This is a genomic window from Rhodococcus sp. (in: high G+C Gram-positive bacteria) (genome assembly GCF_049299235.1).
Lineage (GTDB): Bacteria > Actinomycetota > Actinomycetes > Mycobacteriales > Mycobacteriaceae > Rhodococcus.
On the sequence record NZ_JBAQXC010000019.1, the window covers coordinates 45269 to 59115 of the forward strand.

Genomic DNA, 13847 nt, shown 5'->3' on the forward strand with positions numbered 1-13847 from the left:
CTCCTTACACCTTCGTCTTGCGGCCGCGAGTTGTCTTGGGCGGACGCCACTGCCCGAGGTCGGGGACGGGAACACCGACCGCGGCGGACTTCTCGTTGAGTTGGCCGCTCAGGTAGTCGGCGAGGTCGATGCCGAAGGTCGGGTCGACACCGCTGTGCCACTGCTTGACCCACGGCAACACCTCGGCGATACCGGCGACCACCGGGACCAACTCGGACAGCTCGATACCTTCGGATTCGCGGTAGGCATAAATCGTCGCCAACGCGATGCCCTGCTGTGCGTGGTTCCAGCCCGACCAACCCAACAGCGGCGTCGGGTCGGTGGCGCGGCCGGCGCCGGGGTAGGAAATGAAACGCTCCTTCGGCACGTCGAGTTTGCCGCGATGGCTCCAGAACGACGACTTGAGGAAATCGGCGCTCGTGTATTTCGGCGGCACCGGGATATCCGTCGCCTTGATCAGTCCGGCGTCCTCGTCGCGCTGCAGATCCCACACGCGTTCCCACTCCGCGCGCTTGCGCAAACCGGAGTCCTTGTACCGCATCGCAGCCAGGTACGGCACCGCTTCATCAGCGAGAAGCTTGACGAGGGTGTCGGTGACAGGCGCGTCCTTCTTGCCCGACCATAGGTCGAGTGCGGTGATGAACTCGGGGTCCTTCTCGACGTGTCCGGCGAGTTCGGCGGCAGACAGCATCTGCGGGGTGCCTTGCGGGGTGAACCACAGTGACTTGTCTTCGAGGCGATCGAGCATCCAGTTCTTCAGCGCCCGCTGCAGTTTCACATCCCACGAGTCCCCGGCCCAGCGGCGCTTGTATTCGGGGCGCTCCAGCAGGCGGATGAATGGGTTCGACTCAATCGCCTGCAGTCGCTTCTCGACGAGTTCGCGGTATTCGGCCGACCAATGTGCAGGGAACTTGGTGATCGGTTTCGAGCCGTGGCGTGAGAACCACTCGGTCTCGACTTCGCCAGCTGCCATCTTGCGGGCCAATGCGATCTCGAATGCTCGCTCCCCGAGCGCGATCCGGGGTGCCTGGCCAACGGGAAGAAACAGCTCATCGTCGATGAGGTCGTAGTTGCTGTAGGCCTCCCAGTCGAGCTCCTCCTGTTCTGAAATCATACGTCCGCGAATGTGTTCTTGCTCTTTGCTGGCCGAGTGAGCCCGGGTGGTATTCGGGGCTAAGGTGGAAAAAACTCGCTCAGGCTCCAGATGTGCAAACGCCGTTGCTAGTTCCTGGATGTTCTGGATGCGGCCGATCGACTCGAATTCCACTAGTGGAAAGTCGCCAACTGTGGTTCCGTTGAAATCGTATGTGTGGGCCCACGGTTGGTTGGCGTCACCTCCGCCCAGGCCGCCACCACCCTTTTTTTGGCAGTTCTGCCGAAGCCAGAAATTTGCAACTGAACTATTTAGTAGTGCAACTGTCGACAGATAGCTTTCGACGCTGGAGTCGGTAAGGGTAATAACTTGTATTGAGTGTTTAAAGACCGCACTGCTGTCGCTCAGTACAAAATTGTTGTGTGAGGATATTTGTGCATACGCGATTCGTCTGGCGGCGGTCAACTTTGAAGGGTATAGTTCCCGCCACTCGAACCAGGGAAGGTCGCGCTCTTGCATTGAAATGCCGAACTTTCTACGGTTTCTTAGTGTCGCTCGGTTTCTCCAGAGGGTGCTCTCACCGCCGATCTGATCGATCGGTATAACTTGATAATCTGACCCGTAGGTCCAGATTGCGGTCTCGCCTCGGGGTTCGACCCAGTCGCGAAGGTCGGGACCCTCGATGAGTTGGCGGGTGCATGCAACACCCAGGCGATTCGCGGTGCTTATGTCAGATATCTGGAACGCGGAATCTTCGCCCGTGACTGCACAGTAGCCGACTTCGTTCGAGATTTCAGATAGGGTGAATTGTGCTGCTGAGGATATCGATTGCAGCAACTCCACTGCCCCGCCGCCGCTTAGTGCCCAAGGGTGTGTGTCGAGGTGCGCTCGAGGAAGGTCGACGATCGAGATCCATTCGTTCTCAAATCCAGGTGAGTCGATATTGTGCGTAATTGACTGCCAGACGATGCCTTCCGATGGATTCAGAGTGTCTTCTGTTTTGCCTTTGATTGCAAGGGCAGCGCGTACCGTTGCGCTGATCGGTTCCCGGTTCCGGGCGACGAGAATGAGGGTTGGAGTTGCATGGCCTGGAATGTAGGTCCCGGACGTGTCCGCGACCAATGTTATGTCCTTGTTCCGCAGGAATTGCTCGACGATTGGTACGCCAAATTCACGCTTCATGAAAGAGTTGGAAGTAATTTGCCCGATCCAGCCGGGCCGGAGCCCCGTACTCGCAAGAGAAAAAAATCGCTCCATGAATGGGATCGTTAGAGCGTATTCGCGATGGCAACGGCGATAAATCTCTCGATATCGGGCATTGAGTGCCTTATCCTTGACTGTAATGTAAGGGGGATTTCCGACTACAACGTCATACTGTCCCGGCGCGAGGATCTTCCGCAGCAGCGTCACATCCTCCGTGGAGTACGCGAACCCGGACACCACCGCGTCCTTGTCGAAGCTCAAGTCGCCGTAGTCGAGCGCTTCCGCCCCACCCTGTTCAGTCCCGTGCAGGAGCGAATCCCCGTTCGCGAGATTCAAAGTGAACTTCGGCGCGTTCACCAAAGTCGTTTCCCCACATGCCTTCAACGCGGCGACGATCAGGCGGAACTTCGCGATCGCAACCGCGAACGGGTTCAAATCCACGCCGTACACAGACGACAGTGCCTTGTCGACGCGCGTCCGCAGATCCAGTCCTGGCGCCTCCCGGTGCCACCGATCCACGAGCCGCGCGAACGCGCCCAGCAGGAAGTGCCCCGACCCACAGGTCGGGTCGATGACTTTGAAGCCCTCCAGCGGACGGTCCTTCAACGCAGGCTCGAGGGTCTGGTCGAGGATGAACTCCTCCATGAACTCCGGCGTCTGCAGCAGCGCGTACTTCTTCTTCGCGAAATCCGACAGATCCTGATACAGATCACCCAAGAAACGGGTGGACAGCTCCGGATCGCGGAATGTCCACACCAACTCACCGGCGTCGTCGACCTGCCGCCAGAATGAGAGCACCTGATGCACCGCGTCGGATGTCGGCGCGATGATGTTCAATGCCGCGTGCTCGTCCACCAAAGACTGTGTTGCAGGGAACTTCCGCAACGCATCGAACGACTGCGCCAGCCACTCACGGTACGAGTTGCTGGTGTCGCTGCGGTAGAACGCCTGCTCAGCGTCCACCGCCCGCTGTCGGAGCATCTGGTCGGGGTGAGTGATCCACACGGCAGTTTCGCCGAGGAGGAGGTTGTCCTCGCAGAACCGCACGAACACGGACGTCAGCAGCCAGCCGACGGCGGCCTGGGTGAGCTGGTCCTCCGACCAGTCTGTCCACGACACCGCAGTGCGCTTGTCCGACACGGCCTGGCGGTGCGTCGCCCGCCAGCGTTCCAAATCATCGGCGTCGGCCGTGAGTTTGGCGCGCATGTCGTCGACCAGCAACGTCAACTGCGGTTTGAGTGCATCCTTGAGCGCGGCTCCCGAAATCGTAGCCCTGGTGTGGAGGGGCGCCGCCATCAGACATGCTCCTTCATCGATCGATCTTCACTGGTCAACAACGCTCGCAGACCGAACCGGTCCACTTGCACGAACTGTTCCGGGGTGGTGCGGGGGAGGGCGGTGCCGTCGACGCGCGCGCCGGGCCGGCCCCCCGACTCTTCCGGTTGCGGGATCAACGCCCATACCGCGTGCGGCGGCGGATTCGTTACATCCACCCACGCCAGCAACGTACCCAACTGGCCGTACGCGGCGAGTGTCGACAGGTCTGTCAGCACCACCGGCCCACCGGCCGCGTTGACAGCGTCGACGACCGCCGGGATCGACTGTGCGACAAACCCCTTCAATCCCTCACGGTCGGCGGCTGCGCCGGAGTCCGCGGCGAGGATCGCCTCCCACGGAATCCCGGCCTGTGCGGCCCGCGACCGCAGCTCCCCGAGCAGCACCTCGGTGACGTCGACGCGCACCGCGCCGAACCGCTGCGCCAGTGCCTCCGCGACTTGATCGGAAGCACCCATCGGCACCCCGAGCGCGCGGAACGTGCGCTCCCGGATGCTGGCGTGCAACAGCAACTCGACGTCACTTCCGGACCCGCCCGCCACGGCGGGTGCGCCGGCGATCGTGTGCCGAGTGGGCACGTGCGAGTGCTGCGCAGGTGCATCCTGGAACTGGTAGCGACCGCGCTCCTCGCTCCACACCATCCCCGGCACAACGGTGGCGACGAGAGCATCGAGTTCGGGGCGGCGGGGCAGCGACTTCGTGAGCGTCGGGAACCGTGCGGCGACCCGCGATTCCAGCTCCGCCCGGCTGAACGCGTCCGACGTGGACAGACCCTGCAGCAGCAACGCCAGCACATCGTGGATCGGCAGCGTGCGGGTGTGCAGTTCGTCGCGCGCCGACAAGGTCACCTCGCCGGACGACGCCGCTGCAATGCGCAACAGTACGTATGGCGGGATCTCCACCTGTTCCGGTGCGATATCGAGCACCGACGCGGCGACCGCTCGCAGTGGTCCCGCCGCGTCCGAGGAGGCAACCAGCGCAAAGCCCTGCGCGGCGCCGGCAGCCTCCACGAGACGGTCTGCCTCCCGGGCGAGCACCCGAGCCAAGCGGCGCTCCTCGAAGGTCGCGATCATCGCCACCGTGCCCGTCGACTGACGACGCACCAACCGCGGCTCGCGGTTCTCGCCCGAATCCGCCTCGCCCGGCGCGGCCTCGGGCGGGGGCGGCGCGGACGCCAGGACCAGGCGCAGCACGCCGAGCGCGGCGCGCTGCGGATCGGACACGCCATCGGTGTCCAGCGCACTCACCAGCTCCCGGGCCAGCAGCTCGGGAGTGCTTGCCCCACCGGTTGATTCGAGCAGCACCACACCACGTCGATACAACTGGTCGACGGTCGCCGCGAGCTGCGGGTTCTTCGCCCACAGTTCCCGAAGCTCACCGAAGATCTGCGCGATCCGTCCCGACGTCACCTTCGCGAGCGGCGACAGCACTTGATAGGTGACGAACGGATCGGCCGGCGACAGCTCGTGACTGCCGAGGATCAGTTCCACCACCTGCCGCCGGATCGCCGACGATTTCGTTGCCGCCGCCCGCGCGAACTCGGCTGTGAGTACCTTCAAGGAAGCGTAGGTGGCGACGGGTTCGCCCACGGTGACCGTCGGCGCCACGAGTGTCGCCGTACCCGTCGCGACAGGTGCATGCACCACCGCGGGCACCGGTTCGGGATCGACGGCCTTGGCCGCGAACACCGCAGCCCACGCGGCGCGCATCGCCGCCGCCGTATCGAACCGGTCACGTGCGTTGCGGGCCAGCGCGGTCCGGAAGAAGCCGGCCAGTGCTTCGGCTCGGGTACGCGAGTGCCCGCCGAAATCCTCCGCCGACACCGACACGTCGTCGGTGAGCACCCGCGGATCGCTCACCCCGTCGCCGTAGAGGGGGGTGCTGGCCGTCGCCATCTCGTACAGCACCACCGCCGCCGAGTACCTTTCCGCGGCCGAATCGTAGACGGTCCGAATCCCGGTGCCGAGGAACGGATCCCGATACGGGGGAGTGCCGGCGTCGATCTGGTCGACCGCCGCGCGGGACAGTGAGAAGTCGAACAGCGCCAGACGTGCTTTCGCGGACCTCTTCCCCTCCGGGCGGGACAAGCCCAGGTTCGCGGGTTTGATGTCGCGGTGTGTGATGCCCGCGGCGTCCAACGCGACCACCGCGTCGAGCAGGCCGAGGCCCCACATCTTCAGCTGCGACTCGCCGAGCGGGGTGTAGCGGACGACGTCGGCGAGGGTCTGCTCGCCGCAGTTGCTCAGCAGCAGCGCGGTGCGGTGCGCCAACTGCAGCGGGCCTTCGATCAGCTCCACCACCCCCGGTACCGGGGGCTGCTGCTGAGCCAGCGTCGTCAGGACCTCCGCCTCGTCCCGCAGCCGGTGCGCGGCGGTGTCGTCGAGACCGACCTTGAGCACGCGCTGCCGGCCGTCGGCCTCGTGATCGGCGACGAGGATGCCGCGGGCGGTGGACCCGGACCCGAGCACCTGCAGCACCTCGAAGCGGTCGTCGAGCAGCGCACCGGTCGGCGGGTTCAGCGGATCGATCTGCGACGCCGCGGTCGTCGATGCCCGACGATAGGCGTCCAACTCGGCCGCGAACTGCTGTGCCCCGAACGTCGGGCGCCCCGACTTGGATTCGATACCAACACGTTTCGACACCGACGGGTTCGTGGTCCGCAGCACCAGCTCGCGCAGCTTCTCGTCGACGAACCGGCCCGTCGCCGCCGCCAGGTCCAGCCCCTGCTCGAGCCGCAACCGTTCCAGCAGTGCCGCGCGGTCGCGGGCCGGGTTCTGCCCGCCGGACAGCAGGAAGTACGCGAGCGCACCGAGGGAGAACACGTCCAGTGCGATGCGGTCCGAATCGGGCGCCCACCGGTCCTCCGGTGCCTGATACACCTCGTCCGCGGCGGCGCCGCCGGTCGCGGTCACCGCGGTCCCGAGCATCGTTCCGGAGCGGGTACCGCCGTCGTGGATGCGACCCGCCCACGACCAATCCACCAACCGCACCTCGACCCGGCCCGCATCCAGCCGTTCGGTGTGGATGAGCACCGACGACGGGCCGAGGCCCCGGTGCGCGACGTGATTGCGGTGCGCGTACGCCAGGGCTTCGGAGACCCGAGTCAGCACGGTCAGCGCCTGCTCGGCGGTGAGAGTGCGCGTCGCCAACGCCAGATCGAGCGGCTCGTAGCCGGGGGTTTCCGGGTAGACGAGGACGGTGTTGCCGTCGTCGTCCTGCACCAGATCGCGCGGGGCCACGATCGACTCGTGTCGCAGTGACGCCAGCAACGTGTACTCGCGCTGCATCTTCCGATGCGCGGCGGCACGGGCATGCGTCGGTGTCCCCGGGCGGAACGAGACGATGCGGGCGCGGGCCTGCTCGTCGGTGCCCTTGTGCTTGGCCGGCCACTCCTGCCAATCGTCACCCGAGGCGAGCGGTGCCCCGGAGATGGTCCACGAGCCCGCGTCGCGTTCGGTGCGGCGAGCGACCCCGAGGTTCCGCAAGGCCAGCGCGATGATGACGCTGAGATCCTCGTCGACGCGGCGGCCGTCCGTGGGTGGCTCGAGAATGCGGGTGGAGATCCCCGGCAGCTTCGAGAACGTCTCGTGCCCGTCGAGGCCGAACAGCCCGGACTTGGCCAAATCCGGCATGTCGACGGTGAAGTCCGCCGCGTGCAGAAACACCGACTCCTGCACGAACGGCAGCGCCCGGCGCACCTTCTCCGGATTCAGCCCGTTGTCGATCGCAACCTTGCGGGCTTCCTCCTCGATCCGGGTGGCCAACCGCTGCGCCTTGCGGCGCGTCAGCAGGAGCGGGGAACGCTGGGTTCGGAGCTTGCCGTTCGGCAGCTTACGTACCCAATTGGTTTCGTTGCCGCCGAGACGACCGACGAAGTGCTTGAGTTCGATCAGATGCACACGGCGCCGGCCCAGCACGAGCGCGTCGACCTCATGCCAGATGCCGTGGTTGTCCATGAACTCGAAGTTCGTCCACACCCGATACGGCGAGGCATTCGGGACGATCTCGCGGAGAAAGTTCAGACCCTCTGTTTCGTGAGCGAACGCCGACTTCGACACCTCGACCCAACGGTCATTGCCTTGCGCCACGTCACCGCCTGTCACGAATCCCTGTCGCGGCCGAACCGGGTCGCGTACAACCAGGCAACGAGGTTACCAAGGCATCGGCATTGCGCTCATCCCGACACGAGGTGCCGACGGTGGCCTCGTTCGCGCACGGCGATCGTTCGCCCGTACCCCACGGGTTCAACAAGATCAATCGAATCCGCCGCCGCCCGCGGGGAACTGGATGCGCACCACACGATCGTCGTTCGGTCCCGGTTCGCCGCCGTCGGTGTTGACGGTGGAGACCCACAGCAACCCGTCCGCGCCTGCCGACGCGCCGCGCAGCCGCCCGTACCGGTCCTGCACGGCCAGGACCGGCGCTGCGGTGACCGCGCCGGTCCCCGGGTCGGTGGCGACCACCGACACCGCCTTGCCGTCGGTCAGTGAGATCGCGACCGCATCGGGTCCGGCCGCGCATCCGGCGAGCCCGGGCCGTTCCGGCCACGTCCACACCGGTGCGGCGGCGACGGACCCGTCCGAACCGACCCGCTGCAACCGATCTTCGAGGGGTGTGCGGTCGGTGATCCACAGATTGCCGATCGGGTCGCGGCACACGTCGCCCGCGGTGCCGATACCCGACAACACCACTGTCGGGGCCGGTGCCGGGCCACCGGGAGCAGGCAGGGGGACGCGCAGCAGCTTCCCGGCCCACGACGCGGGGTCTGTTGCCGCAGAGGGATTTCCGGTGTCTCCTGTCAGGACTGCCAACTCGGTGGGGGTGACGAATTCGACGGCACCGGCGTTGCCGCTCGCACCGCGCGGGATGCCGGTCAGCACATCTTTGGGGACGTCCCCGGCGGCGATCCGCACGATCCGGTTGTCGACCGCGGTCGTGATGTATGCGTACAACAAGCGGTCCTCGCCGAACGTGGGCGACAGGGTCAGGTCGAGCAGTCCGCCGTCGCCGGACCCGTCCACGGGGATCGTCGCGACCTCCACCGGTTTCGCGCCGGGAGCGACCTGCAGAATCCGCCCGGTACGGCGTTCGGCCACGAACGCCGAACTGCCGTCGGGCACAGTGACCAGACCTCCGGTGGTGTCGAGGCAGGTGGCGACGACCGCGGGGTCGGGATCCACACACGGGCCGGGTGGCACAGGAGGGACGGACGGGGTTGTCGATTCCGACGGCGACTGCTCGAGCGGACCGACGTCGGCGCCGCCGTCGAACGACGGTTCCGGGGTGAACGGGGTCGACGCGGCATCGTCGAACCGGGCGCACGATGTGACCGCGGCGAGCAGACCCATCGCCACGATCAGTGTCGGCAGCCGCCGCGGACCCCTCAACCGTGCACCTCTCGTCATGCCGCAAACGTTACCGGCACGCCGGGCGTCGCCTCGGTTACCGGGTGCGTGGCAGCCCGAGACCTACCCTGGACGGTGTGAGCGACAAGGCGAACGAACCCGTACCGGAACCGGAGCCGTACGAAAATCCGACGCTGGAACTGCACCGCCCTCGATCGTCGAGGCTCGAATCCGACGACGACCTGGCCTTCGACGGCAGGTCGCTGGACGGACCGACCGAGCAGATCTACCGGCCGGAGCCGCCGGGAATGTCGGAAATGTACAGGGAACCGGTGGCTCCCGAGCCGGATGTCACTGCGGTACCCCCGAAGGCACGCCGCGGCACCCTCGACCTCGGTCTGCTGATCCTGCGTCTCGCGGTCGGCGCCACCATGATCGTGCACGGGCTGCAGAAGCTCACCGGATGGTGGGGTGGGCCCGGGCTCGGCGGATTCGAAACATTGGTGGAGAACGCCGGCTACCGGTATTCGGACGTGCTCGCCATCGTCGGCGCGATCGGGGAGGTCGCGGCCGGAGCCCTGCTCGTGCTCGGGCTGCTGACACCGCTCGCGGCGGCGGCTGTCGTCGCGATCATGATCAATGCGGTGTTGTTCAAACACAATCTCGAACCGGGGGTGCAGTACTTCGCCGCCGAACAGTCCGGTGTGGAGTTCGAGGTGCTGCTCGGTGCGGCTGCGGTGGCGATCGTGCTGACCGGACCCGGACGGATCGCCGTTGACGGAGCCCGCGGCTGGGCGACCCGCCCGTTCATCGGGTCGTTCGTGGCGTTGCTGCTCGGTGTCGCCGGCGGTGTGTGCCTCTGGCTGTTCGTCCGCTGAGTTGTTCGCCTGCTGCACTGTTCGTCCGCACCTCTACCAGCCGGGGTAGGCGGGCAGGGTGTCGGGTGGGGCGTCGGACCGGATGGTGGCGGTGCCGTAGTCGGGGGCGTCGGTGGCGAACTGTTGTCCCCACGGTCGGCATGAGAGGGTGTGGCCGGGCCTGGTCCATCCTCCGCGGATGATGTTCCAGCCGGCGAAGACGTCGTAGGTCGGGGCTTGCCATTGTGGACGGCCGGTCTCGCCGACGGGGTCCGGTCCGGGCGCTGTCGGCGTCGGCCGGGAGCCGGTACCGGGTGGGGGCTCTGTTCGCTCGAAGGCGATCTTGGAAGCCATATCGCCGCCGTCGACGAATCGCACGTAGCGACCGTCGCGTGCTGTGTAGGCAATATCCGAAATCTGTTCGCAGGTGTGGGCGATGAAGCCGTTGTCGGTCGGTTCGATTCCTCTGATGTGGTAGTAGGCGGTGCCGTGTGTGATGGCGTCGTCGCTGCCGAGTTGGGTGTAAAGGTCCACTGTTTTCCGGTCGATCGCGCGTGCGTAACCCGGGTAGCTTGCGTCGAGTCCGCCGCCGAGCGCCACGTCGTTGGCTTCGACGGCGCCGCGGGTGAGCGTGCCGTATTCACCGAGGAGGTCGATGCCGGGTTCGGCGGACCAGACGACGGTGGAATTGCGCATGTTGTCGGGGACCCGGTAGTCGCCGGGCGTGGTGGTGATCGTGGCGGTGCTGGTGGCCGATGCGGGCGTCGCGGTGGTGTCGGTGGGGCTGCAGGCGCTGATCGCTGTGATGGTGGTGAGAAGGGCGATGGTTGCGATGGTGGCGCGCACACCGGTCGTCGACACGATTCTCTTGCGTGGTGCGAGTTCGTTGCATCGCGTGGCTTCGGTGTACACGTCGGTGATCCCCCCGGATATGTTGCGCGCGCTGTGGATACGGTAGGCGATGGCCCGTCCTGTCGTGGCAGGGCTACCAGCCGGGGTAGGCGGGCAGGGTGTCGGGTGGGGTATCGGACCGGATCTCGGCGGTGCCGAGGTCGGGGGCGTCGGTGGCGAACTGTTGTCCCCACTGTCGGCATGCGAGGGTGTGATCCTGTCCGGACCATCCGCCGCGGATGATGTTCCAGCCGACGAAGACGTCGTAGGTCGGTGCTTGCCAGTGCGGCTGTCCGGTTGCGTCGGGGTCGGCTGTGGTGGTCGCTGCTGGTGTTGTCTGACTGCTGGTGCTGGTGCTGGTGCTGGGTTCGGCTCGTTCGAAGGTGATTTTGGATCCCATGGCGCCGCTGTAGACGGTTCGAACATAGCGACCGTCGCCTGCCACGTAGGCAATATTCGAATTCTGGTAGCAGGTATGGGCGACGAAACCGTTCTCGGTCGGCTCGATTCCGCTGATGTGGTAGTAGACCGTGCCGTAGGCGGGGGCGTCGTCACTGCCGAATTGGGTGTAATGGTCGACCGTTTTCCGGTCGATCGCGCGCGCGTAACCCGGGTAGCTCTGGTCGAGTCCGCTGCCGAGCGCCACACGGTTGGCTTCGACGGCGCCTCGGGTGAGCGTGCCGTATTCGCCGAGGAGATCGATGCCGTCGTCGGCGGACCAGACGACGGTGGACGTGCGCATGTTGTCGGGAACCCGGTAGTCGCCGGGCGTGGTGGCCACTGTGGAGGTACTCGTGACCGGTGCGGTTGTACCGGTAGAACCGCAGGCGGTGACCGTTGCCAGCACGGTCAGGGCGAGGAGTCTCACTCCGATTCGCGTAATCGTCATACAGGCCACCTGCTCATCGCGGTGGGGCTTCCCGAGCCACGAATCGCGGCGTCGAAAGTCCCGTCTCCGTTCACCCGCCCGAAGATCATGTTGTGGTACGCGCCGACAGCGATCGAATGCTGGTGAAGGTATCCCTCTGCCGAACGGAGGCCGGCATCGTTAAGATACTCGGGCAGGCTCTCGATGAGCGTCTGTCTTCCTCTAGCTGGATCGCGAGATGAGTCGAAGTCGCCGGTCGATTCCCTCTCGATGAGTTCCGCGTAGGTGATCACTCCGCCGTCGTTCCGCACATACTCGGACACCGAGGTAACGGGGATCCGACCGGTCTCGACGAGCTCGGCGAACATGCTGTAGCTGATCTCGTTGTCGGTGACCTGTGTCTGGTCCGGAGTATCGGGGTCGCCGGCTCCCAGCCTGAATCGCGCTTGGGGTGATTGTGTGTACGCGTCGGCAAGATTTCCATCAGCATCGATGATGTCGGAGGCGAGAAACGCACCTACAGCGTAAGTTCCGGTGGATGCGGCGACACCCCACGGTGGTGGAAGGTAGCTCAGCGCGCCTGCACCGATCGCCTGCGCCGCACCGAAGAACCCGGCGCGCGTCGTAGCTCGTTCTGCCTTGCGTTCGTCGATATCGTTTACGCGGTCGCCGATTTCGATATCGAGTCCGCCTTCGACCGCTGCACGTAGTCGGCCCGACGTTTCCCCCAGCATGATCGGCGGCGGCTCCCGATCCGACCGCGCGAACGCGTGGTCGATCTCGTCGGCGGCTGCGAGCGCGTGCCCGCTGATGACTGCGCCTGCCCGTGGGTCGCTGTCGAGTACGGAGAACAATCGGGTTGTTTCGACCGGACCCAGTTGCCCGAAACTCGATGTGGTCGAAAGGGTTCTGTCGCTGGTGACCATGTCGACCACGTACGGGGACAGTGATGCGGCGATCGATTGCGTCAGCGCAGGGTTCACTTCCCCCAGCGACGACCTTCCGTCGTCGGCTATCCAGTCGACGAGTCGCCCGACGGTCGCTCCGTCGTCGCGCCACTCGTGTTCGAGCAGCGGCATCAGCGTTCGGGCAGCGTCCGGGGAGGTGAGCAGTTCGTACGAGGCGCTCTCGTTCCGCGTGCCGATTTCGAGGAACTTTTCGGCGATCGGATCGTACTTTTCGGGGTACAGACCGTGGGAGGCCGTCGCGATATCGACCAGGCGAGATGCCGCGTGGTCGAGTTCGGAGGCGAACTCGGTGCCGGGAATGAAACCCGGATTTGCTTCGGCGAGCAGATCGGCCACCGCAGGTGCCTGTCGCTCGGTGTAGACGTCGTCGTAGAAGCTGCCCATGAGTCCTCGATCGGCCGAGGCATCGTTGATGCGGGACAGGATGTCTTTCAGGTCGTCGGGAAGCAGGTCGTAACCGCCGGTGGTCTGGCCGTCACCGACATTCTCGTTCGAGAGTGTGAGCAGCCCGTTGGCCAGTGCGTCGAGCTGTGCGGCAGCGTGCGGATCGCCCGAGTGTTCACGGGCGCGGAGGTTTTCGGCGATGTCGAGCAGGCCGCTGGTTCCGGCCTCGCGGTAGAAGTCGCGTAGGTAGTTCATTGCGGCCGGCGGCACGGTGTCGACAGTGTCTCCGCGCGCGAGGGTGTCGAGTTGGGCGGGGGAGAGCTGAATCGCCGCGACGATCGCGCCGATGCGTTGGAAGTCGTCGGGTTCGAGTCGCCGCTCACCGGCGGCGGTGTGACCGCGCCATCGTCGGCGACGGTGAATCCGGACGACGCCGCGGCCCGGATCGCTGTCAGCGCGGTGTCGACCGTGTTCTGGAGCCGGGAGCGGTGTGTGTCCAGCGCCGCGTGTCCGTCGCTCAGTGCCGTGGCCAATTTCTTTCCGGTGTGGACGATCTCGTGGACGTGGTCACGCATGGCGTCACCGGAGCCCGGACCCCAGTAGGTGTAGGAGTCGGTGGTGACGTCACCCGCACCGGCAATGCGGTTGCCGGCGGTGGCCGCGGCGGTCAACCACTCCGAACCCAATGCTCGAAGTGAGTCGGGAATCCACGAAAGGGCCTGTGTGACAGTTGGAGTCACCATAGTGCAGTGCCGTCCACCGACAGGTCGGCGACGAAGTCGTCGTCGGTGACCTCGTAGATGTCGGCGGTCGCGATCAGCCGGTAGACCGAAGCTGATCACAGTATCGACGTGCATCTCGATGATCCCCCCGGATGTATTGCACGCACAGACTGTGTTCATG

At 65.5% G+C, this 13847-nt stretch carries 8 protein-coding genes; 1 reads left to right on the forward strand and 7 read right to left on the reverse strand.

The genetic code is table 11. From position 1 onward, the window contains the following. Nucleotides 1-4: 4 nt before the first annotated feature. The 3 genes from pglX to WAX14_RS01470 all read right to left on the reverse strand — a co-directional run bounded on the left by pglX (nucleotide 5) and on the right by WAX14_RS01470 (nucleotide 9036). A complete protein-coding gene (gene pglX / locus WAX14_RS01460) occupies nucleotides 5-3592 on the reverse strand; it encodes a BREX-2 system adenine-specific DNA-methyltransferase PglX (RefSeq protein ID WP_422626320.1) in 3588 nt (1195 codons plus the stop codon). Then, nucleotides 3592-7719: a protein kinase domain-containing protein gene (locus WAX14_RS01465; protein WP_422626321.1), complete on the reverse strand. Its 4128-nt coding sequence runs from the start codon at nucleotides 7717-7719 to the stop codon at nucleotides 3592-3594. The genes pglX and WAX14_RS01465 overlap by 1 nt, the downstream gene beginning before the upstream one ends. A gap of 165 nt (nucleotides 7720-7884) precedes the next feature. Then, the gene (locus tag WAX14_RS01470; protein ID WP_422626322.1) at nucleotides 7885-9036 is read right to left on the reverse strand and encodes a PQQ-dependent sugar dehydrogenase; all 1152 of its coding nucleotides are present in this window, start codon (nucleotides 9034-9036) and stop codon (nucleotides 7885-7887) included. Between the two features lie 77 nt (nucleotides 9037-9113). On the opposite strand from WAX14_RS01470, the gene WAX14_RS01475 reads away from it, so the two are divergent. Then, nucleotides 9114-9854, forward strand: a complete 741-nt coding sequence (locus tag WAX14_RS01475) for a DoxX family membrane protein (RefSeq protein WP_422626323.1) — start codon at nucleotides 9114-9116, stop codon at nucleotides 9852-9854. A 33-nt stretch (nucleotides 9855-9887) separates the two neighbouring features. Here the strand turns inward: WAX14_RS01475 and WAX14_RS01480 are convergent, their stop codons facing one another. From WAX14_RS01480 to WAX14_RS01495, 4 genes are all read right to left on the reverse strand, one after another. Beyond that, nucleotides 9888-10745, reverse strand: coding sequence for a hypothetical protein (locus WAX14_RS01480; protein ID WP_422626324.1), 858 nt, complete (start codon nucleotides 10743-10745; stop codon nucleotides 9888-9890). A 73-nt stretch (nucleotides 10746-10818) separates the two neighbouring features. Further along, nucleotides 10819-11613, reverse strand: a complete 795-nt coding sequence (locus WAX14_RS01485) for a hypothetical protein (protein WP_422626325.1) — start codon at nucleotides 11611-11613, stop codon at nucleotides 10819-10821. Then, complete coding sequence (locus WAX14_RS01490) at nucleotides 11610-13214, reverse strand: hypothetical protein (protein ID WP_422626326.1); 1605 nt, start codon at nucleotides 13212-13214, stop codon at nucleotides 11610-11612. Before WAX14_RS01490 ends, WAX14_RS01485 begins: the two co-directional genes overlap by 4 nt. Next, nucleotides 13196-13630: a hypothetical protein gene (locus tag WAX14_RS01495; protein ID WP_422626327.1), complete on the reverse strand. Its 435-nt coding sequence runs from the start codon at nucleotides 13628-13630 to the stop codon at nucleotides 13196-13198. Before WAX14_RS01495 ends, WAX14_RS01490 begins: the two co-directional genes overlap by 19 nt. Between the last annotated feature and the right edge of the window lie 217 nt (nucleotides 13631-13847).

Bases quoted from the DNA above. Each gene is read 5' to 3' on its own strand.
- pglX (WP_422626320.1), bottom strand. From the start codon at position 3,592: ATGGCGGCGCCCCTCCACACCAGGGCTACGATTTCGGGAGCCGCGCTC.
- WAX14_RS01485 (WP_422626325.1), bottom strand. From the start codon at position 11,613: ATGACGATTACGCGAATCGGAGTGAGACTCCTCGCCCTGACCGTGCTG.
- WAX14_RS01470 (WP_422626322.1), bottom strand. From the start codon at position 9,036: ATGACGAGAGGTGCACGGTTGAGGGGTCCGCGGCGGCTGCCGACACTG.